This is a genomic window from Salinarchaeum sp. IM2453, assembly GCF_019693215.1.
In the GTDB taxonomy this organism is placed as follows: Archaea; Halobacteriota; Halobacteria; order Halobacteriales; family Salinarchaeaceae; genus IM2453.
On record NZ_CP081183.1, the window covers coordinates 1,526,626 to 1,548,554 of the forward strand.

22 protein-coding genes and 1 tRNA gene are annotated in these 21,929 nt (G+C 46.4%); 10 read left to right on the forward strand and 13 right to left on the reverse strand.

Annotated features, from left to right (window positions below):
* The first annotated feature begins 464 nt into the window (after positions 1-464).
* Both K0C01_RS07325 and K0C01_RS07330 read left to right on the forward strand, forming a co-directional pair.
* Positions 465-1,352: a coiled-coil domain-containing protein gene (locus tag K0C01_RS07325; protein WP_221169065.1), complete on the forward strand. Its 888-nt coding sequence runs from the start codon at positions 465-467 to the stop codon at positions 1,350-1,352.
* Between the two features lie 280 nt (positions 1,353-1,632).
* Positions 1,633-3,054 carry an amidohydrolase family protein gene (locus K0C01_RS07330; RefSeq protein ID WP_221169066.1) on the forward strand — a complete coding sequence of 474 codons (1,422 nt, stop codon included), beginning with the start codon at positions 1,633-1,635 and terminating at the stop codon, positions 3,052-3,054.
* 33 nt (positions 3,055-3,087) lie between these two features.
* On the opposite strand, the gene K0C01_RS07335 is transcribed toward K0C01_RS07330, so the two are convergent.
* The 7 genes from K0C01_RS07335 to K0C01_RS07365 form a co-directional block, all read right to left on the reverse strand.
* Positions 3,088-5,277 (reverse strand): heavy metal translocating P-type ATPase, encoded by a 2,190-nt coding sequence (locus tag K0C01_RS07335; protein WP_221169067.1) that lies wholly within the window; start codon positions 5,275-5,277, stop codon positions 3,088-3,090.
* A 388-nt stretch (positions 5,278-5,665) separates the two neighbouring features.
* Positions 5,666-5,845: a hypothetical protein gene (locus K0C01_RS07340; protein ID WP_221169068.1), complete on the reverse strand. Its 180-nt coding sequence runs from the start codon at positions 5,843-5,845 to the stop codon at positions 5,666-5,668.
* A gap of 372 nt (positions 5,846-6,217) precedes the next feature.
* The gene (gene rdgB, locus K0C01_RS07345; RefSeq protein WP_221169069.1) at positions 6,218-6,805 is read right to left on the reverse strand and encodes an RdgB/HAM1 family non-canonical purine NTP pyrophosphatase; all 588 of its coding nucleotides are present in this window, start codon (positions 6,803-6,805) and stop codon (positions 6,218-6,220) included.
* Entirely contained in the window at positions 6,802-7,089 is a 288-nt protein-coding gene (locus tag K0C01_RS07350) for a DUF5808 domain-containing protein (RefSeq protein ID WP_221169070.1), read from the reverse strand. Before K0C01_RS07350 ends, rdgB begins: the two co-directional genes overlap by 4 nt.
* A 117-nt stretch (positions 7,090-7,206) precedes the next feature.
* Positions 7,207-7,902, reverse strand: coding sequence for a hypothetical protein (locus K0C01_RS07355; protein ID WP_221169071.1), 696 nt, complete (start codon positions 7,900-7,902; stop codon positions 7,207-7,209).
* Between the two features lie 127 nt (positions 7,903-8,029).
* Positions 8,030-9,403 carry a methyl-accepting chemotaxis protein gene (locus tag K0C01_RS07360; protein ID WP_221169072.1) on the reverse strand — a complete coding sequence of 458 codons (1,374 nt, stop codon included), beginning with the start codon at positions 9,401-9,403 and terminating at the stop codon, positions 8,030-8,032.
* A 257-nt stretch (positions 9,404-9,660) separates the two neighbouring features.
* Positions 9,661-9,981, reverse strand: a complete 321-nt coding sequence (locus tag K0C01_RS07365) for a hypothetical protein (RefSeq protein WP_221169073.1) — start codon at positions 9,979-9,981, stop codon at positions 9,661-9,663.
* Positions 9,982-10,375: 394 nt separating this feature from the next.
* Here K0C01_RS07365 and K0C01_RS07370 point away from each other — a divergent pair, with 394 nt between their 5' ends.
* A complete protein-coding gene (locus tag K0C01_RS07370; RefSeq protein ID WP_221169074.1) occupies positions 10,376-10,645 on the forward strand; it encodes a thioredoxin family protein in 270 nt (89 codons plus the stop codon).
* A 69-nt stretch (positions 10,646-10,714) separates the two neighbouring features.
* Positions 10,715-11,404, forward strand: a complete 690-nt coding sequence (locus K0C01_RS07375) for an adenosylcobinamide amidohydrolase (RefSeq protein ID WP_221169075.1) — start codon at positions 10,715-10,717, stop codon at positions 11,402-11,404.
* Between the two features lie 84 nt (positions 11,405-11,488).
* Here K0C01_RS07375 and K0C01_RS07380 read toward each other — a convergent pair whose 3' ends face one another.
* The 3 genes from K0C01_RS07380 to K0C01_RS07390 all read right to left on the reverse strand — a co-directional run bounded on the left by K0C01_RS07380 (position 11,489) and on the right by K0C01_RS07390 (position 14,954).
* Positions 11,489-11,641 carry a hypothetical protein gene (locus K0C01_RS07380; RefSeq protein ID WP_221169076.1) on the reverse strand — a complete coding sequence of 51 codons (153 nt, stop codon included), beginning with the start codon at positions 11,639-11,641 and terminating at the stop codon, positions 11,489-11,491.
* Positions 11,642-11,879: 238 nt separating this feature from the next.
* Positions 11,880-13,409: a sensor histidine kinase gene (locus K0C01_RS07385; RefSeq protein WP_221169077.1), complete on the reverse strand. Its 1,530-nt coding sequence runs from the start codon at positions 13,407-13,409 to the stop codon at positions 11,880-11,882.
* Positions 13,410-13,463: 54 nt separating this feature from the next.
* Positions 13,464-14,954, reverse strand: a complete 1,491-nt coding sequence (locus K0C01_RS07390) for a DUF7125 family protein (RefSeq protein WP_221169078.1) — start codon at positions 14,952-14,954, stop codon at positions 13,464-13,466.
* A gap of 128 nt (positions 14,955-15,082) precedes the next feature.
* On the opposite strand from K0C01_RS07390, the gene K0C01_RS07395 reads away from it, so the two are divergent.
* On the forward strand, positions 15,083-15,292 hold the full coding sequence (locus K0C01_RS07395) for a hypothetical protein (protein ID WP_221169079.1): 210 nt from the start codon (positions 15,083-15,085) through the stop codon (positions 15,290-15,292).
* Positions 15,293-15,296: 4 nt separating this feature from the next.
* Here the strand turns inward: K0C01_RS07395 and K0C01_RS07400 are convergent.
* Positions 15,297-15,370 (reverse strand) — tRNA-Lys (locus K0C01_RS07400).
* Between the two features lie 70 nt (positions 15,371-15,440).
* Positions 15,441-16,154: a DUF7119 family protein gene (locus tag K0C01_RS07405; protein WP_221169080.1), complete on the reverse strand. Its 714-nt coding sequence runs from the start codon at positions 16,152-16,154 to the stop codon at positions 15,441-15,443.
* Between the two features lie 232 nt (positions 16,155-16,386).
* Between K0C01_RS07405 and hmgB the strand changes: the two genes are divergently transcribed.
* From hmgB to K0C01_RS07425, 4 genes are all read left to right on the forward strand, one after another.
* Positions 16,387-17,724 carry a hydroxymethylglutaryl-CoA synthase gene (hmgB, locus tag K0C01_RS07410; protein WP_221169081.1) on the forward strand — a complete coding sequence of 446 codons (1,338 nt, stop codon included), beginning with the start codon at positions 16,387-16,389 and terminating at the stop codon, positions 17,722-17,724.
* A 170-nt stretch (positions 17,725-17,894) separates the two neighbouring features.
* Entirely contained in the window at positions 17,895-18,665 is a 771-nt protein-coding gene (locus tag K0C01_RS07415; protein WP_221169082.1) for a GTP cyclohydrolase IIa, read from the forward strand.
* Positions 18,666-18,718: 53 nt separating this feature from the next.
* Complete coding sequence (locus K0C01_RS07420; RefSeq protein ID WP_221169083.1) at positions 18,719-19,249, forward strand: 50S ribosomal protein L16; 531 nt, start codon at positions 18,719-18,721, stop codon at positions 19,247-19,249.
* Complete coding sequence (locus K0C01_RS07425; RefSeq protein WP_221169084.1) at positions 19,250-20,107, forward strand: ATP-grasp domain-containing protein; 858 nt, start codon at positions 19,250-19,252, stop codon at positions 20,105-20,107.
* Positions 20,108-20,135: 28 nt separating this feature from the next.
* Here K0C01_RS07425 and K0C01_RS07430 read toward each other — a convergent pair whose 3' ends face one another.
* Positions 20,136-20,510 (reverse strand): Hsp20/alpha crystallin family protein, encoded by a 375-nt coding sequence (locus K0C01_RS07430; RefSeq protein ID WP_259372357.1) that lies wholly within the window; start codon positions 20,508-20,510, stop codon positions 20,136-20,138.
* A 106-nt stretch (positions 20,511-20,616) separates the two neighbouring features.
* Between K0C01_RS07430 and K0C01_RS07435 the strand changes: the two genes are divergently transcribed.
* Complete coding sequence (locus tag K0C01_RS07435) at positions 20,617-21,918, forward strand: RNB domain-containing ribonuclease (protein ID WP_221169085.1); 1,302 nt, start codon at positions 20,617-20,619, stop codon at positions 21,916-21,918.
* Positions 21,919-21,929 lie beyond the last annotated feature (11 nt).

Below are 21,929 nucleotides of genomic sequence, written 5' to 3' on the forward strand. Positions count from 1 at the left end.
ACGGCCAACAGAAATGTAATAGTTCCAGTTACACCAGCTGGATTAGCTAGTGAACTAGCCCTGTCTACTCACCGCCCTAGTCGCTCCTTGAGGACAGGAGACGTAGCCTGTAGAAGTTAATTTCGACGGCTTCTCTGTCTTAGCATCGGTATACACAATCTCAGACCTATTTGAATCAGAGAGAAAAACAAGACGCTTTCCTGTGGTTTTATAGTCTCGGCTAAGTGATATGGGATTATCGGGAGACACTTGTTTCTGACAGCGGGTCAGAATTAGTGAAAAGTTGCAGGCCGGTGTCGTCGCACCGACCTGCGACGGCTCCCGTAGACCTGGTACGGAAGCCATGCAAAGCAATTCGCTACGAGATTATCAATGTCTCGCACGAACAGGTGTATCGCTAGCATATACCATCGCCATCAACCCAGCACAGCAGCCAAATTTTTCGGGAATTCGAGGTGGTTGTGATGAGTGATCTCGTCTCACGAGTTGACTCCCTTGAGTCACAAGTGATCAAGCTATCTGATCAACTTCAGGCCAAAGACGCACAGATTGACTCGCTGAAAGACGAGATTGCTGAGCTGAAAGAAGCAAACGAGGAATTACGCGAAGAAAACGACGAGCTCCGCGATGAACTTGAAGAAACGAATGGAGAAGTTGATGAGCTCAATTCGACAATCATTGACCTTGAATCCAAGCAAGAAGGTTGGGTCACAGAGTGGATCGACCAATACCGAGACATGCTCTGTGAACTGCACAGCAAAGAACTGCAAAAGGGAAGCAAGCTCCGAAAAGACCATGTCATGCCGGATTTGCTGCCAGACGGGCCTGACCAATTAAAGACAGTCAAGCGAGACGGTGAAGTCTTCTACAAAGCCAAAGACCTCCCAGATGATATCGAAGCAAACGGCCCTGATGCCCTTCCATACGAGGATCTACTACCGATTCAGAAATTAAACCGGATGGATGAGGACACATTTAACCGAACGACAAATTCAGATGCTGAAGAATTGGCAGCGGAACTGTGGGCTTCTCGGGGTAATCGGCATAGTCCGTGGAAACAGGGGTGTAAAAACGTCCGTGAATATGTTTCCGCGTCGGATTTGAAGATGTGGATTATTCGAGAACGTTCAGACGTGAGTCAAGAATACGCGAAGAAACTGGTCTCGCGTATTATCGACGTGATGCATATGCTGACTCGGAATCGGATTCAGGTTAAGAAAAAGACGCGTCGAACAGACGGATTGACCTACAAAGAGCGACGCATCATTATCCCGGATGATGCAGAGATTCCCGGAGAATCATCCCCAACAGACAACCAATCCAGTCCGGGGACAAGTGTCGTCACCGGATGAACATGTCCCCGGGGCAAATTCCACCCCTGAGAAGGGTTAATCTCTCACGGAAGTAACTAGATCATGTTAGTGCGGTTATGTTAGTGTCGTACGGTTAGTTGTATGTATGTTCTAGCAAACGACGACAAACGACGAAAGAGGGGGACGGGGCTAGAGCCTTGTTCCGGTGACGACACCTGTCACCGGAAGCATATACTTCTCTTTCCGTGTTTTATATACCGTGGGTTGAGTAGGGGAGGAATTATATTCGTTGCCGTACTTTGTACCTGCGGAATAACTCATGACTGACATCCTCGTTCACAGTGGGACGGTAATTACCCAAAATGAAACTCGTGATATAATTCACGACGGAGCTGTCTCGATCAATAACGGGACCATTACGGGAGTTGGTTCAACCTCAACGTTAGTGAAAGAGACCGATCCAGAACGAACAATCAATGCCGACGGTCAGATCGTTTTACCTGGCCTGATCAATGCTCATGTTCACGTTTCAGATATCTTACTCAGAAACAGTGTGAACACTGACCGAAGTCTCTTAGATTGGTTATTTAATATCAAACAACCGGGCGTACTAGCGATGACGCCCGATGAACACGGGCTGGCGGCAGAATTGTATTGTGCTGAAGCAATCAGCGGAGGAATCACAACGTTTGTTGAAAACGATACCGCTCTGGATTGGGACCATCTTCAATGTACTAAAGAAAAACTCGATGTGTACGCTGACATGGGCATCCGGACAATATATGGTGCAGGAATCCGCGATGCTGCTGTTGACCGGGCAACATTTGATGAAATTCGTCAGCGGCCACCAGATTCTATCCATCCCGGTCCAGACGCACTACAGGTTGACACCAATTCCGTTCTTGAGAAAACTGAGCAACTCATCCAGGATCATCACGATCCCACACACCTACAATCAATCTGGCCAGCACCGGTTACCTTGGCGACAGTCACTCCAGATGCACTACGTGGTGCGTATGAGCTAGCCGAACAATACGATGTTATGACTACAGCCCATGTTGCGGAAGCAACCGCTCCACCACATCCAGATTCGACCTTATCAAGCATTGAGTATCTTCGGAATGTCGGATATCTTGGTCCTAGAGCGCTCTTAGGCCATTGTGTTCAAACCGATCAAAAGGATATCCGAATTCTTGCAGAAACCCAGACAGCAGTTGCGCACAACTACCAGGCAAACATGCGACTTGCGACAGGCTTTGCACCTACGGCTACAATGTTTCGCCAAGACGTTACGGTTAGCGTCGGCACGGATAATTCAATTCTCAACGATACAATTGATTTGCTCAAAGATATTGGTGCACTTGTTGCAGGACATCGAGGATACCACAGAGATCCCGGTGCACTATCTGCACAGGAAGCCTTAGATATGATCACATGCGATGCTGCCGCCGCCATTGACAGAAGCCATGACCTCGGATCCATTGTCGAGGGGAAACGAGCAGATATCATCCTTATAGATATAGATCAACTTGGCCTGACTCCGTCACCAGATCCAATCCACACCCTTGTCCATGCTGCGACGGGCCGAGATGTTACCACGGTGATCTGTGATGGACATCTTATTATGGACGATGGCAATTTACAGACACTCCGCACTGATCGTGATGCGCTACTTAAGATAGCATCAGAAACGGCAGCCGACATCAACGAGCGAGCAGGCATCTCTTCTACGGAAAAATAGAGCTTTATGTCTTTTTGGCTTCACAGGCTAGTGCTAAGTCGCGATTTCAGCCCGTCGCAACAACTGTGCGTTGATCGCGACGATAACAGTGCTCGCAGACATCAGAATTGCTCCGATTGCTGGTGAAAGTAAAAACCCGACCGGAGCGAGAACCCCCGCTGCAAGTGGGAGTGCAAATATATTATATCCAGCCGCCCATGCGAGGTTCTCCTGCATTTTTCGATAACTCCGCTTGCTCAATCGAAGGAGCTTCGCCACATCTTGGGGATTGTTTTCAACAAGTACTACATCAGCAGATTCAACCGCAACATCCGTCCCAGAACCAATAGCAATTCCAACATCAGACCGTGTCAGTGCTGGTGCGTCATTAACACCATCACCAACCATTGCAACGAGCTTCCCTTGCTCTTGTAACTCGATGATCTTTTTGTCTTTGTCATCAGGTAGTACCTCTGCGAAGTACTGATCTATTCCAAGCTCTTCCGCTACGGCCTGTGCAACATCTTTGCTGTCCCCGGTCAGCATCGCAACTTCGATTCCCATCTCTTGCAGTGCGCTGATCGCTTCATAACTTTCCTCACGAATAACATCTGCTAATGCCACTGCTCCTATCGGCTTTTCATCTTGAATCAGGTAGACAACGCTTTGTCCCCGCTCTCCGGCACTTTCGCTGAACGTTATCAGCTCTTCAGTCAGATCAATTTCGAGATGTCGGAGTAAGTTCGGCCCTCCGACATGCACTGTAGTTTGGCTCTGTCCACCGTTGACATCAGATTTAGATCCTAACTCCACGTTTGCACGAACACCACGTCCTTTTAGCGCTTCAAAATCATGAGCATCGGGGACAATCAAGTCTCTTTCTTCGGCAGCATTTTGAATCGCTTCTGCGATCATATGCTCCGAATCGCCTTCCACGGCTGCCATTAGTGAAATGATCTCATCTTTATCCCGATCTGCTGTTGGTTTTATTTCGACAACGCCTTGTTCGCCTTTTGTGAGTGTCCCCGTTTTATCAAACACAATTGTATCAAGGTGCCGAGCTTCTTCCATGGCAATCCGATCCCGAATAAGCATGCCATTGTTGGCAGCCAACGTTGTGTTGATCGCAACAACCAGCGGAACTGCAAGGCCAAGTGCATGTGGACACGCGATGACAAGAACCGTAACAACCCGTTCAACGACGGACAACCCAAATCCAACTGCAATTGTCCAAGCGATGGCAGTAATCACAGCAACTCCAATGGCCGCGTAAAATAACCACCCAGCAGCTCTATCAGCGAGTACCTGCGTACGGGATTTGCTCTGCTGTGCTTCATCCACCAACCGCATAATACTAGAAAGCGTTGTTTCATCACCAGTTGCAGTCACGCGAATCCGTAGACTCCCGTCCCCATTTGTGGTACCTCCAATAACCTCATCGCCCGGTTCTTTATCCACTGGACGAGACTCGCCCGTGATCATCGATTCGTTGACACTGGAGTCTCCTTCCTCGACAATCCCATCTGCAGGGATATTTGTCCCTGGTCGCACAAGTACAAGATCATCATTGGTCAAATCTGACACTGGTACTGTTTCTGTCTCACCACCTTCGATAATGCGTTCAGCAGTATCAGGCATTAACTCAGCTAATTCGTCCAGTGCACCCGATGCTCGTCGAACACTGCGCATTTCGATCCAGTGTCCTAAAAGAAAGATTACAATCAGTGTCACCAGTTCCCAGAAAAACGGCTCACCAATGTCGAATACGACCGCAGCCCCACTGTAAACAAATGCAACAGTAATTGCCAGTGATATCAACAGCATCATCCCAGGCTCACGGTTCCGCGCTTCAACCGCCCCCATCCGAAGGAATGGAACCCCTCCATACGCAAATACGATCACGCCAAGAATTGCACCAATAAACTCACTACCAGGAAACGCAATTGCAGTGTATCCAAACCAGCTCTGTAGCATTGGGCTATAGTACAGTACTGGAATTGAGAGGATGAGACAGACAAAGAATCGACGTCGAAACATCTCCTCATGTCCGGAGTGATCAACCATTGTCCCATGTTCATGCTCGTGCTTAGATCCTTCACCAGTGGATGTCTCTTCATCATCTTTCTTCTCGTCACGATAGCACTCACAGACACGGCAACAGGGACAATCTTCGTCGGTGCGTTTTTGTTGCTTCGCTGTGTCCGCTGATTGCACATCTTGCTTTTTGGATGACCTATCAACCATGTTTGTTTCTGATCAAATATACCATATCATCGACAACTGCAAGCAAATCAAACAACGCTGACTCTGTCAGCAATTTCTGTAGAACGGTACTTTGCATGGTTATTGAAAACTATTCACATTCTTATCTTTGGATTGGTATAAATTCCAGTGCTGATCACATTCTTGAGGTAGCTCAGTTGATTATAGAAAGTCCGAGGCGAAGCCCCACGGCTGAAGCCGTGGAGCTCAAAGAGTATACAATTACCATCACACGGTCCTTCCGTTTCTCAGATGATTCTTCTAGACTGCTGGTTTTTTATCTAATGGTCAACGGAAGTGATCCCTCAGCAAATAAGTCAATTCCTTGGAGCCTTTTAGATTCGATGCTCACAGTTCAGCCTGTCTATTACTATTCTGATGGGAGCTCCTCAGGTGCTTCCCGCTCTTCGATGACCCACTCCAACTCTGCCATTGCTCTAAGTAGTTCAATTTCCAGTTCATCGGCTACCGGAGATGACGGCGGGTCATTTTCATCGTAGCGTTTTTCAAGTTCGTTGATCCGTTGTTCGATTTCCTCGCGTGATCGCATATCTTGATTGTATTTGTCCTAGATAATAGGTTATTGGATTGCCAGTGGGACTTCCAGCATACACATAATCCTGTCTACAACAGGTCACAAAAACGGAAGGGGAGAGATTAAAATAAGGGGGGTTGCGGGAGATAGCGGTGCGAGGCGCGTGTTGTCATCCGGTACGCGCCCATTTGCCATATGTTGCTTTCGATGGTATAAAGCCCCGTCAGACACACGCAAGAAATCGCCATCCGGTTCCCGAATTGATGTGAATATCAATGACAGTTTATCTCAAATATTATCGCAGTCAGTCCTACATTCACAAATTTTTGATTCTGAGACAATATACATACTCACAACACTGGACCACACATCAATGTAGCCCGCCGACTATTGAGTCTCTTCAAGCCAGTCAGCGAGTTTTCCTAATGCACGGCCACGGTGTGAAATAGCGTTTTTCTCTTCTGCTGTCAACTCGGCGAATGTTTTCTCGCCATGTTCAAAAATTGGGTCGTAGCCAAAGCCACCATCACCTCGTGGTGGAACAATTCTTCCATCAACTCTACCAGTGAATGTAACTACTGTTGGATCGTCATCATCATGTACTGTACCGTCGTACCGTTTGACCGACCCTGCCGAATTATCTGTTGCGTACGCGATAACGCTTCTAAACGAAGCTTTAGCTGACGATTCGTCTTTGGTCAATTGATGTACTCGTTCGATACCGAGTTTATTCTCAACGTATGCTGAATACGGACCTGGGAACCCATCGAATGCGTTGATATACAAGCCGGAGTCATCGACCATCAATGGTGTTCCGATTTCCTGCGCAGCTTCACGAGCCCCGTGCACTGCGACACTCTCAATTGTATCTGCCTGTATCTCCGTGTAATCAAACGCGACCTGCTTGACTGGCTCATCAAGGTATGCTTCCGCCTCCTCAACTTTTCCTTCGTTTCCAGTTACGAATGTGATCATGCCGCCTGTTCGTCGTCTTCGCCAACTACAACTTCAACTGGCTCCTCGGAGTCTGCCTGTCCATCCCGTTTGGTCTGGTCGTGCCAGATTAGTGCTGCTGCGACTGCTAGCACAATCCAGGACCGCCAATTAGCAAGATTTAGTGTGTATCCAATTCCGAATGGCTTCTCTACCAGCATGCCCTCATCTGGCTGCCAGTATGAGGAAAGCATACGGCGAAGGCTCGGTCGTTCGAAGTTGTACGGAATGCCAAAAAGCTCACCTGATTGTGGCTGGTCCTCCATAGTTATATGACAGTTTGTGACTGAGATACGTCAATGTTTGTGATTGAACGAAGTGTTTCTCAACCACTTTATCGTGCACTTCTCTTGCGTTCTATCACAAACTTGGGTTTTTATTTGTCAATCCTGCTCTGATGGCTTCTCAACGTTGACTTTACCATCGCTCTCTTCGGCTTGGCTTTCTGCGTCGTTACCCTCGATAACAATTTGCTTTCCTGAGAGGTTTTCCTCACTCTGTGGCGGTTGTTTAGTAACTGATTGTGTCAGTACTTCTAATCCCAACTTACTTTCAATTTGATGTGCGTAGTCATCTGCGCGCTCAATACTCTGAAGTGCTGTTTCGATCTCAGCGTCTTCTTCGGTCTGTTGTAATGTTTGGTGTGTGTCCCCAATGGCTTGCCGTAACTCCTGTAGGTCAGACTGTAACTCTGCATTGGCGGCCGAGGTTGTAACTTCGAGGATCACGCCATGCGTCATGCTGTGGACATAGACTTCTTCCCGGTTGTTCAGTACCTTCAGAATCATCCCTTCTTTTGTATCTAACGTGTCCAACTCTGCCAGTAGGTATTCATCGCTTAGCTGGTCAATTGATGACACTGGAGAGGGCTTCTCGTCGGGAATTGTATCCCGCAATCGATCCAAGATTGTTTGTTCTAACTCTTGATCCATTACCTCTCGAAGCTCTGCTACTGAGATATCAAGAGCATCTGCCCATTCATCTCGATTCTCGTATTCTACAACCTGCTGGGTACCAAATGCATTGCTAACAAGTGTCATTTGAGTATATTGTATATGTGCTACAACTGCAAAAGTCATATTGTTGCGGTATTTCCATCATATCTTGTTGTAGCCCGCTAAATCGCCAAACAGAGGATGAATATCTTCGCAAGTTGATTGTAATACATTTTACAGCTATCTCTATCTCTCAACATTCGTCTCCCGTCTACTCGTTGGATTTGTTACTTGCTAATTCGTTGACCTCTTGTTCCAGTTTTTGCACAAGGTCAAACATTTCCTCCATTGCGTCGCTCGTTTCTTCTGCTGCTGATCGAACACTCGCTGAGTGTTCAACAAACTCGTCTGCCATTGCTCCAATCTCCTCAACCGCCATTGTCTGTTCATCGTTTGCCTCCGCAATTTCTGTAATCCCAGTTGCTGCTTCGTCAATTGTCTCTGCAATCTCTTTGAGTGCATCGAGTGCTTGTGTTACTTCGTCTTCAGTTACTTCCACTTCTGCCGTTGTCTGTTCAGCAGCGTTGACCGTTTCATCAATCTGCGTCTGCAATGCTGAGATATTCTCATCGATTTTTCCTGTGTATTCTTTAGTCTCATCGGCTAGTTCTTTGATTTCGTTGGCAACAACTTCGAATCCGCTTCCATCTGCCCCAGCTCTTGCTGCTTCGATGTTTGCGTTCAATGATAGAAGATTGGTTTGATCTGCAATATCTTCAATTACCTCGACGACCTCACTTATTGCCTGCATTTCCGTTTTTAGGTCCTTTGTCTGGGCACTGAGGTTTTCTGTCAAAGCGACTGTCTCTTCCATTGTCTCCTGGGCCGTTTTTCCTGACTCAACTCCTGCTGTAATTGTTGATTCTGCCTGTTGGGCTAATGTTGCTACTTCCTCTGCACTGGCTGCTACCTGTTCCATGTTTGCACTGAACTCTTGCAGTTCATCTTCAAGTTCCTTGGCTCGTGCTTCCTGTTCAGCAGCGGTTTCCCGAAGATCGTCCATTGTCTTGGTTACTGCCTGTGCTGTTGTTTCTTGCTGCGTTGCTAACTCGCCAATTCGGTTTGCGACTGCTTGTTGTGTTTGCTCAAGTTGCTGCTCTTTTTCCCGGAGTTCTGTCACATCTTGAAACGCGGCAACAGCCCCGCGCAACTTGTCATTTCTATCATATATGGGTGCATTTGAGACAATGACCTGCAAAAGCTCGTCTCTATGTGTTAGCAATTTTGTTTCTAAGCCTCGGATAGGCTCCTCTGTTTCCAAGACCTTCTCAAGTGCTGTTGTTTTCGAATCATGTGTCTCATCTGTTCGTACCATCTCCCATAATTCCATCTGCTTTGCCTCTTTTTCTGATATTCCAATAAGATCCTCCATTGCATCATTGAACAAAATTATCTCTGCGTTTTCATCGATTATGATAACTGGACTGATCATCTCTTCCAAGGCAGCCTGCCAGACACCTCCTGATATAGACTGATCATCTTCTGGTGACGCTGTCTCTGATACTGAGGTCTTCGTTTGATTTGTTCCTTGAACATTAGCGTCGGTGTCCCCCGGAATACTCCCGAAGATTGATAAATCGATCATATGTGTATCTCTGTGCTATCTATATTCATAGTGACGGGTGTTATCAATCGTGATAATTACAGTGGTAACATATTACTATCTCTTCACGAAACTGATCGTGTATCTGTTACTGTGAGAGATTTCTGTCGTGTCTGTAGCAGTGACAATGGTTGTGTTCTATTCACCTTGGTTTGACTTTCCATAAATAAACGCCCATCTCAGGGATTGTCAACCCGCGCCTTAGCTAGAAAGAAGTTGACCTGTTAGCTTGTACTCGTCTAATCGTTCAGGGAGTTGACTACCTGATCTCTTCGGGTAAATAGAACGTACAGAGCAGCACTGAACAATAACACTATGAAGACGGTAATAACAAAGAATGAATATTCGTCGTGGGGAAGATTTGTGGATGTTTCATACACACCGAACCCGAGCATCGAAAAGACAAATATCCCAGTCATCGTCCCAGCGAAGACGAGTGCTTTTCGTGTAATCGCATCTGCGTTCTCTTTGTCGTTACGACGAGCATGAGCAGCGACCCCAAGTGCAGCCAACATAGCAAATACCACCGCAGAGAGGGTTACTGCTAGAATGAGCATCATGCATCAATGTTCAATCTGACGCGCATATAGTTTGTGGGAATTCCGTCTGTTTCTTTGGTTCAGCTGTATCTTCGGTGTGATCTCCTGATAAATTTCTTTGTCCATGTTCTTCAATCGTAAAATTCGTGTACAGGCGGCCAAGGCGATTGCCCCGGGGATGAGTTCACTCAGTATCTGATTATCCAACCACAGTTCTCAACGCAGATCACTGCATAATTGAGAGTGCTGTCGATGTTCGCCAATAAGCCCTCAACAATGAAATCTGTGTTCTTACAGCGGCATAGCCTGATCAACTTCAATAATATCGTCAGCAGGAGCCATTCGGTTCACCCCGGCCTCTTCTTAGACCAACACTATAACCATCGCGCACATACCTATCTAATGTATTCTGCATATGGTCGAAATCATTAAATTCGGTGCTGAATGGTGTGATCCCTGCAAACAACAAGATCAGATCCTTGACGAATTGTCCACTAAGCGAGATGATGTCAACGTCCGAGATATTGATGTTGAGGAACCAGGCAATACTGATCTAAAGCGCCGATACCAAATTCAAGCGTTGCCAACTGTCGTTGTTCTTGACGATGAGACTCCCGTAGAGCAATTTAATGGACTCGTTCAATTAGATGATCTCGAAACAACAATTGAGAACGTTGAATCATAGCGACTCAACGCGATTATAATATCGAAATAGTACTGTTCTTGGCTCTTCCTATCGTACTCATCGGTAGTAATGTTTGAGTGGACTCGCCGTGGCTCAGTTTTTCAGGTTTCCAACTCCAATGCGAGATGGCTTTCAACGGGATGGAATGGAGGATTCTCTGATGCGGGCGCAGCGTACAATATCTCCGTTCCAGAAGGGTGGGATCGAACTGATCTTGATTCGTATATCTCCGAGCAACAGCATGCGCATAGCTTTTCAACCGCTGGCCCAGCACTGCTTACTGGAGTTAACCTTTCACATCTCCGGGGTGCACGCTCTGATCCAATTACGGTATTTGTTACCGCTGGCATGTCGAATCCAGCTGCGTTATCAATGACTACATCAGAAGGTACATCCGTTTCATCGCAGCCATCTCATCAAGGAACAGTAAACATTATTGTCTGTTCGGACCAGCCGCTAACGGATGCCGGAATGACAACATTATTGTCTGTCATTGCTGAAGCAAAAGCTACTACATTGCTACACTTAACCGGGTTTCCCGGTACAACAACTGACGCTATTATTGTTGGTACTGATCAACGTGGTAGCAAAGAACCATTTGCTGGAAGTAGCACGAGTGTCGGACAAGCGACACGTATCTGCGTTCGTGATGCAATTAAAGCATCCCTTGACTCCCGTTCAGCAGAAGCCCCTGATTCTGTTGCTGAAGCTGAGTACGGCGTTATTACCACTGGTAACGCTGATGTGTTCCAACTGTAGGATAGACTCTATCACAAATTTACATCTGACTCTTGTATTGTTCTAATGTTCTACCTAGAAAAGAATCAGACCGCTAAGCTGAGTTTATGAATAATCTGGTACGAGAGGTGCGTCCGAGAGCTTCGACGGAATTGTGCGTGCCTGTCCCCCATCTGAGCGTACCGCTATTTCAGTCGGAGTCGGTGTGCAGTCAGTTGTGATATCTGGAACAACCGGCTCGGGCCGTGTTTCTCGCATCGTACATTATAGATTACTTGGTTAATGTATAAAGTTAACGGATCATAATGAACGTTCATAGATGTTCATTATGGTGTAAGAGGTCATACCGTGGTACTGTTGCTTAGAATGTTAATTATATATCTTGTTGGCTACCGCACCTTCTTGCCCGATACAGCAATAGTCCGCTCCTTAGCGATGAGACTTATATACAAAAGTTATATAATGAAATCAGCAAATTTAGCGCTTTTGACGAGCATTAGTTTAGCTGTTCAGTTTCAATCACGAAACGTGCACCGCCGAGATTTGCCCCGTCTGTGACCTCAATAGTCCATCCGTGTGCTTCAATAACGGTCTTTACAATTGCTAATCCAAGTCCTGTTCCTCCTGCACCAGTATACCCTTCATCAAACACTGTCTCTTGTTTCTCTTCTGCGATCCCAGGTCCATTATCTTCAATAGCAAAGCCAGAATTGGTCTTTTCCACCTGAATTGTGACGTCTGCCCCTACATGCTCGATTGCGTTCCGATAGAGATTTTCAAAGACTTGCTGCAGTCGGGTGCGATCAGCTCTTACAGTTCCAATGTCTTCTGTCTCTAATACTGCTTGTTTTGTATCTACACTTTCCCAAGCGTCTGTAGCAACTTCTTCGATTTGTACTACTTCTGTATCTGTTATTTCCTCGCCCCCCCGAGCTAGCTCAAGCAATTCATTAAGCATTACCTCCATCCGATTGGTTGCCTCGTTAATATCCTTGATGTGATCGACATTCCTGGTTTCTTCTATTAGATCAGCGTAGCCCTCAATCACATTTAGTGGGTTACGCAAATCGTGTGCAATCACTGACGAAAACCGCTCAAGCCGGTTGTTTTTGGCTTCTAATTCTTTTCTTTGCTCTGCCTTTTGCTGTGCGTATCCAATTAACTCTCCAAACACTCGTAGTTGTCTCCGAACCTTAGCGGGCCAATGCCACGTATCAGAACGCCCAACAACGAGAACTCCCTCAAGTTTCCAATCAACAACAATTGGAACAGCTAACATTGAATTGAGGTTATACGTATCGAGGTATTCCTGTGTTTGCTGATCAGCAGTAATGGCTTCTGTCTCATTGCGCAGTAAACTAATTCCCATTGATTGATTAGTCACTGGTCCGTCAACCACGACAGCCTTGAACCGCTGTACTACCGTCTTAAATCCTGGTAAATTTTCCTCACTCACCGTTTCTACCGGTGCTTGGTTTGCTCGCTGCCAGTGATGTGTCGGTAATAAGTCTGTTCCAACATAATCATAGACTACACAGTGGTCTGCATCGATCCGTGTTCCAATTGACTGAAGGCTCCACTCTATTTTCCCACCAAGCTCTTCTGGTGTTGCCATAGTCAATGATCGAGAAGCATCAAGCACGGTGTCAGCAACATCGCTAATTGACTGGCGATATAGGCGATCAATCGATTTTCGAAGCGGGTCCTTATCTTCTCCTATTTGTTCGTTCTTGAATACAACATCCTGACAACCTCCGTGCAATGCTTCTTGTATCAACTGCTCTGTCACATGATCCGTGTATAATACAATCGGAAGCGTTGGCCACTCAGCTAAAATTTCATCGATAGTATCTTGATCATATGCTTTGTCACTCAGCACCAAGTTATCGATGTTATGATCAATCGCTGTTACTGCTTCTGAAAGCGTATCGACATTTGACACTCGATACGGTGGCGATAAGATTTGTGTTACCACCGATGAATCGGGACCAGCATAGAGAATATGATATGATATCTTTTCTGCCATAAGTAATCGATTACACTCCTACGACGTTCTTATCATCTCTTCGATTTTTACCTCTCATTCGCCTTCACTGGGACGGGGAGGACTTTGCACACGAAGATACGGAGACCTTTGTGTATACTCCATTAGTGATGTTGTTCCGACAAACCCACATGGTGACTTCTTTAATGTTACATACTGTAATCCGTCATCTTCAACCCACGTTTTCAGCACTTGCTCTGCCGCATCGTGGTAGAAGGCAGCTACTTCATCTGTTACCACACCAGGATTCTGGATGTGAACAAACAAGTCGTCATCTTCTGTCAGTGTTGTTTCTGTGGAATACCGAGCTTTCCGCGCATCAGCAGCCCCGTATGTGTGTACGATAGCATCGGCGTTGATAATTCCCAGTGCATCTCTGTCTGGATCCTTTGCCTGTTCCAGTAATCCTGTATATTCATCGATGTCTCTTGGCGATCCATATACGTTCTCTTGATTTTGATCCCAACTCCCGATAATATCAACAACCGCTAATCGATTTGAGTCAAGTAATGTATCCAGTTCCCAGTCAAGGTCTCGTTGGAATACTGTACGAAGATACTTTTCTCGCAACCCAATCGTTGGAACAAGCATAACCTGCCGACCATTCTCCATCGCATGTGACAGCAATTGCATTAACATCGCACTCAGGTTTTTCTGCCCGTCATGTTGAAGTAACACGCCTGCTCCAGTGACTAGTCCACCGCCTGTTAAACTGTCGAGCCCTTCAATTCCAATTGGTTGGTGTCTATGATTTTTGAGCTGTGGTGGTTGCGATCGCCGCTTTGGTGCTAACTGTATACCGTCTTTGCAAAATTCAAGCTCAACCCGACGTTGATCGTGACTCACACCCCGCATTTTTGTTATCTCAAGGAAGCGATGCCGATCTTTGTTCACTTGACCATATGATAGCTTAATTACGCCATGTGTCGTGAACTCAAGGACGTTTGACCCAGATTCCTCGCCTGATGTTCGTTCTGCTGTAAATACTGTTGTCGCTTCCAATTCATCTGAGAAAAATCGAATCAAATCAAGCAACACCCGACGATAATGATTACGATCATCAGCAATAATCTCTAACCCAGATGTACTGTCAAACACAACCCGATCAACTGGAGCAAACTCACGTAAGTGACGTTTGATATACTCGGGCGTAAATGGAATTCCATATTCGCCTAAAGGAGAATCTCCCTCTTCTTCGTCGAGTGTCTGTAGCGTTAGCGCCTCATCCGATTCGATTGTCTGACCTGGTGTCGCATGGATCGATGTAATATACAAATCCGAGTGCTCCAGATCAAACTCAAAGGAATCAAACGAATCTTGTAATTCTTCTATCGTTTGTTCTGTTGAAATATATAGTCCGGACTCACCATGCTCTACTCCTGTCTGCAGAAATTGCATCCCAAGTGTCGACTTGCCGGTTCCTGGAGCACCAGTGACAAGGGTGCTACGCTGCTCCGGCAAGCCCCCACGGAGAAGTTGATCCAACACCTCAACACCAGTCGGAACAAGGGACTCACGCTCAGTCATTTATACTAGATTCCAGTAGGCAAGTGATAAGCCTTAGCCTCTGGATATCAAAGTGTTAGCTCTTTTTGATACTCAATCCAAATACCAAACGACAATAAACAAATGCGGCTGCGTGTTATTGAATAGATATGAGTGATTCAGATTCACGTCCTGAATGGAGCGAGGGGTCCATTCTAAAGGTCTGTCAGCCTGAACTGGTTACAGATTGTGACTGGCCAACATGTTCTCATTCGGCAGTATATGAAATTGAACTCGAGTTCAACGGTAAGTGGGTTGCTAAACGTGTTTGTGATGCCCATCATGCGGAACTCGACATTCCAGAAGAACTTGATGTGTAAAAAGCGGGCCGGGAGGGATTTGAACCCCCGTCCATCTGGTTAAAAGCCAGACGCTCTGCCTAACTGAGCTACCGGCCCTGACTTCCTAAATTTTGGTAGGACTGGCCGCCACTAAACACTTTCCAAATACCATCAGCGTTCAAGAAGACTACCTCTGATTCGCCGTCGTTTCTCGCAGTTTTTTGATAACAATCTGATCAATAGATGTTTCTTTGTATACAGCTTCCCGTCGTATCTCCCGATACAGATCTCGAGGCAAATCAAGATTAATTTTCCCGAGATCAATTCCGTGTTCTTTGAATACGGTTTCTGTTTCCCCTGATTCATTTAATTTACTTGCAATCTTTCGAATCTCTCGAACAGAGAGGTTGTTTTCTAGTGCTGCCCAAGTCAGGTCATATCGAAGTTCACCATTTACACGTGCAATATGCTTTGCTGCTGTTGGTGCTAAGTTTCCTTTTGCCACTTGTATCCGAATTGCTCGGGGCAAGTCGTGTACTCGTGACCACTTCCGAATAAACGGGACTGTTACCTCCTTACCTGCTTTTTCCGCTGCTGCTTTGTATGACCCTGCACTCCGTACCAGCGTTGCACAGGCCGCTGCACACCGAAGCACATCCAATGGATTGTGTTGATCGTTTTCTCCACTAGTAAATCTCTGAATTGTTACGACTGCTTGTTCAACTGCTTCTGGGTCATCTGGATCAAATGCAATTGCGTCTTCAGCATCTTCGCCAACAATCTCTTTGTTTCCTCGAATAACTGGCTTCCCAACGGGAGATGATCGCCTCTCGGGTACTGAGTCGACGCTCAACGCATTTTCTACATCTTTTTGCTGATATTCTTGCTCAGGATCTGTCATTATTGTGGAATTATGTTGAGTAACTAATCTTTACACCTAGCTCGTCTGGTGAAATACCACCTGAAAGCCCCGGTATATTACTTGTATCTACATTTGAGCTAACAATAAATAATGGTAAGCATTAATTAGCATACGTGAATTACCGGTTATGAGATACTTTAGATACCGTTATCGACGAATGACGAATTAGGTATCGACAGACCCATATACGTAGTTGTTGTTGTTATTAGACATGACAGCTGTTGGAATCGACGCCGTTGAACTCTGGTCTGGGAATCTCAAACTTGACCTCCCAGAAACATTTGCTCCAGTCAAGGGTGATGACCCAGAAAAGTACACCAAGGGACTTGGCCTTACATCAAGTTCCCTGCCGGATACATACGAAGATATTGTTACGATGGGAGCCAATGCTGCCTACCGGCTTCTTGATCGGAAAAACATTGATCTTGAAGACATTGGCCGTATTGATGTTGCTACTGAGTCAGCATTTGATAACTCGAAGCCTGTCTCGACCTATGTTGCTGGCTGTTTAGAGGATGTGTTTGAAGGAGATCTTCACCATGCTGATAAAGGAGAACGAAAGTTTGCTTGTCTTGCTGGTACTCAAGCACTTAACGATGCATACAATTGGATTGCCGCTGATCGACACCGAGGACGCAGTGCGCTTGTGATCGCGACAGATACAGCACTGTACGCTCGTGGAGACGCTGGAGAGGCAACACAGGGAGCAGGAGCTGTAGCGATGCTCATTAGTGAAGAGCCAAACCTTGTTGAATTGTCTGCCGAATACGGCATTGGTAGTGCTGACGAAACTGACTTCTTGAAGCCAAACCAGCAGTTCCCAAGTGTTGACGGAAAGCGTTCTGTTCAGGTTTATCTTGCTCGTATGCGAGAAGCTCTTGAAGACTACAAAAAGGCTGCTGGTGACATCCATCCAGATGACTTTATATATGGTCCTTTCCATACTCCGTATCCCGGTATGGTTCGGAAAGCAGCAGTCCTTGCATACCGAAACACAATTCGTGGGACAGATATCGAAGAAGAAATCACAGACGAGATTGGCCCACAACCACATCCTGACAATTTTGATGATAATGATGAGTATCAAGAAGCAATCCGAGCATACACTGATGCACTTTCCGAGACAGAACAATACCAGAACTGGTATGATGACCAGATCAGCCCAACCCTTCGTATCTCTCGTCAGGTAGGTAACTGGTACACTGGATCAGTCCACATCGCCCGAACAAGTGCACTTCTCAACGCTGTAGACCGCGGTATCGACCCTGTCGGAGAAACAATGCTTGTTGGATCATACGGTAGTGGCGCTCAAGCTGAAATTCACTCAGAACGTATTCGTGAGGGGTGGAAAGACGAAATCTCACAGCTCAACATTGAGGAACAACTGGATGATCGATATGACCTTACTTTTGAAGAGTATGAACTGGTTCACGACGCCCACAATCACGATGTGGATGCCGAAGTAGATCCATTTACTGCGCCCAGTGGTGAGTTTGTATTCGATGGTTGGGGTCGTATGGGCGAACGAAAATATCGATTTGTCGAATAATCCTACAGAAAAAACAGACAGAGTGCATCGGGATTCCCTTCGAGGCAATTAATATTTGTTTATGTGTTATAACCTTGATGACTGATTTTCCGTTGGTTTTTCCCATCCGAGCTTTCTCAACACCGACATAGATAACAAAAATAATAATCTCCCATCTTCAACATTAATGCGTGACGTCGTTTCAGATTTCGCTGTTCCAGTTGGATAATTACGGTCCCTGGACAACAACGCCTCACCCACAACCGGAGCCTGTTCTTCAAGCACTTCAGTCTCGGCTTTATGCTGACCTTGTAGAGGCAATCGGTGAATACGATGGGTACACTTTCTTCGGTCGGTTTGACAACATTGTAGCACTGACCCACGGGATAGATCGTACTGCCCACCGTGCAATTCAACAGCGCATTGCTGATTCATATCCTGTTACCGTTAGTGCAGGTATTGGAACCGGACAGACACCAACTGCTGCGCTTACAGATGCAACACAACAACTACAATCCACTGGCAGTGCACAGGATCCGGACCGAACTGCTGAGTTAGTTGGAAATACACTCGACTCTCCTGACGAGATGCAGATTGCACACTTTGACATTGTTGACGTAACCTCTACGATGACCGACCAGATAGATGCACATGGCGCAATGCTTCAAGTTGGCACAGCCGCTTTATCGCTTTCTTCATTCCTCTACCAGCAAAAAGACGCACTTGCGTACTTCGTCGGTGGGGATAATGTCATTGCAATTTGTCCCCCTTCCTTATCACAGCAAGATTATCAAGATGCTCTTGACCACGTTTTAGAACAGCACGACATTCCTTTCCAAGTTGGAGTCGGAATGGGCACCCAGGCAACAGATGCAGGAATGGATGCAAAGCATGCTCTTGAGCAGTGTAGGGACAATGGGACTCAAATCGAAGGATTACAGGTTGCATCGGCCGATGATTGACCGTGCTTCGAAGGTGTTAAAGGAATACTCAACGTGATGTTACAGTACTAACTATGGTAGATAAACCCGCCTCAATGTACCGGGAAATTAGCAAGCCGCCATATACTCGGCGGGAGTACATTAGTGGCATCCCGGGCTCAAAAATCGCACAGCATCATATGGGTGACAATCAATCTGACGCGGAAGATTATCCGGTTCAGATTAGCCTTGTTACCGAGGAGGAAGTACAGCTTCGCCATGACTCTATGGAAGCATCCCGCTTGTCCGCCAACCGGTATCTAATCCAAGAGCTTGGCGAAGGCAACTACAAGATGATCCTGCGGAAGTTCCCACACCACGTTATCCGTGAGAACAAGCAGGCAACCGGTGCTGGAGCAGATCGTGTTTCTGACGGAATGCGTCAGGCATTTGGTAAAATTGTTGGAACTGCCGCTCGAATCGACGCTGGTGAACGAATCTTCACCGCATACTGTGATGTCGATCAAGCACCAGTTGTGAAGGAAGCCTTCCGTCGCGCCTATAACAAAATCTCTCCACCGTGTCGCGTTGTCGTTGAGCGCGGTGAGGAGAAGCTCATTTCGTGAATGCTCCGACTTGCGGTCACAACAAAGACGGAGACATTCCGCCGGATGTCCCAGCCTCTTGCTGACCGCGGGATTGAGGCCACATATATTGACACATCCCAGCGCGCGCTTCCACTAACTGATGATACTGTTTTTGATTCATTTGATGTGGGATTTGTCTTCCCTGGCCGATTAATGGAAGGTGGTGCTGTTGATGCCCACTTGTCTATTCCATGGCTTAATGACCGATCAGCGATTCTTCGGTCTCGGAATAAGGCAGAGGTACTTGTCCGACTTGACCGTGCTGGATTCTCGGTACCATCAACGATTATGTTGTCAAATCCTATCGATAAATCGACCGTTAAGTCAGCGTTCGAGCAACTCGGGTCTCCGGCACTTATCAAGCCAAATTCAACTACCCGGGGTGTCGGTATAACCCGGATAAATTCAGTTGATGAGTTGTACGGTGTGACTGATTATCTCGACCTGATTCATGAGTTTCCAGCTACAGATGATCGATCATACCTCATTCAGGAGTATATCCCTAACGCTCGAGATATTCGTGTCATGGTGCTCGATGGTGAATATGTCGGTGCTGTTGAACGAACTTTCTCTGATACAGATAATGAGCGGTTTGTTCGAAACGTCCATCGAGGAGCAACTGCTCAGACAATTGATCTTGAATCAGAACTACAGCGGATCGCCGAGAATGTAGCAACGGAACTATCGATACCATTTGTTGGTATTGATATGCTCGTCACTCAGAATGATACATACATAACAGAGACAAACGCCCGTCCAACTATTGATACAGCTGATAAATATGTTGATGGCTTCTATGATCAATTAGCCGAATCGATTAAACGTCAAGTAGATTGATATGTCGACAACGACGACCTTGATTTAGTCACTCGAAACTGATATTTGCCGAGTCATCAATTCGGTCAAAACTCACTTCCAAGATCCCGTTATTAAACGTTGCTGCTGCGGAGTGCTCATCGACTTTTCCTGGTAGGCTGATTCGTTCTTCTGTCTCCCGATCCGGTGTTTTTACCTCGATAGTCAGTACCTCTCCATCACACATTAAGCTTAGATCGTCTTGCTCAATTCCGGGTACATCTGCAACGACACGGATCTCTTCATCAGTCTCGTGAACATTAACGTGAATATCCATTCCAAATCCAGACTCCTCTGGCTCAATTTGACCGGTGTCGTTCATCATCTCGTCCATGAGGCGCTCAATCTCATCGAAGATATCATCAAATGGGTCATCGCGATTCATACTTAATATAACGCACGCACAAGAGAAAAACGTGTTGACCGTATTTTTTGGCTATTAGTTTTTGTATTACCGAGAACTGATTAAGGTGTCTCTCATATGTACGTATATGACCGATGCGCAGGCTGATGCTGGGACCGCAGAGTCCCAAGGGCCAGTTGAGATTGACGAAGAAATGGCTCGTCACATCGAGAATAAGCGTGATGAACTGCTCGACAAGTTTGATATTCCAGACCAATTCCCTCCTGAAGTAATTGAGGAAGCTAACGCTCGCACTGAAGATCTTGAAGAGGAAATCGCTTCTGAGGTCGACGAGCGCCGTGACTTGCGTGATTTGCTGACTTGGACAACTGATCCAATTGATGCCCAAGACTTCGATGATGCAATATCAATCGAAGAGCATGATGATGAGTATGTACTCTGGGTTCACATTGCTGATGTATCTCATTACGTGAATCCAGACACAGCAATGTGGGACAATGCTGTCGAACGTGCAAACACGGCCTATCTCCCAGGATACACTATACACATGCTTCCGCCAGTGTTGGCAGAGACCGTCTGCTCACTTGTGCCGAACGAAGATCGCTTGGCTCATACTGTTGAAATGCATCTTGACAAAGAAACGCTCTCGTATGAGACAATCGATATCTATAAATCTGTCATCCGCAGTGATGCGCGACTGACATACACTGACTGTGAGAACATACTGGATGACGCTTCTGCAGCAGACGAGTTTGTTGAGGACAGCTCACGTCTTGCCAAAAAGAACCACCTTGTCTGGGAGCTTGCTGATCAGATGCACGAGCAGCGTAAAGAGGACGGTTCACTTGTTCTCAATCCGCGACGTGATCGTGCACATACGATCATTGAAGAGTGCATGCTTAAAGCTAACAAAGCGGTGACTCACGAACTAATGTGGGACCGTGGTGTTGAGGCAATGTACAGAGTTCATCCCCAACCGTCTCCCGATGAATGGAGTGAAGCGTTGCGAGAGATTCAGGACTTGGATGGTGTTTCTGTCCCTGGTGACAAATGGGACGAGCCACGAAAAGCTGTTAATGCGACGCTTGAACAGGCACCAGATCGGCAACTCAATAAAATCCAATGGGCTGTGATGAAAGTGATGCCCCGTGCAAAATATATGAGTGATCCCTTCTCTGGACATCATGCACTGAACTTTGAAATCTATGGGCACTTTACCAGTCCAATCCGCCGGTTAAGTGACTTGATTAACCACTGGATTGTCTATACGAATGATGTTCCCGAAAACCTCACCGCTCTCTGTGATCGCGCCTCTGAGAAACAGCAATCGGCTGAGCAATGCGAACGAGAATACTCACAATTCTTGGAAGAAATTGGGCTCAACCCTGACGCAATCAAAAACCGCGGTATAGAAATTGTAGAAGAGTAGTTGCCTTCCCT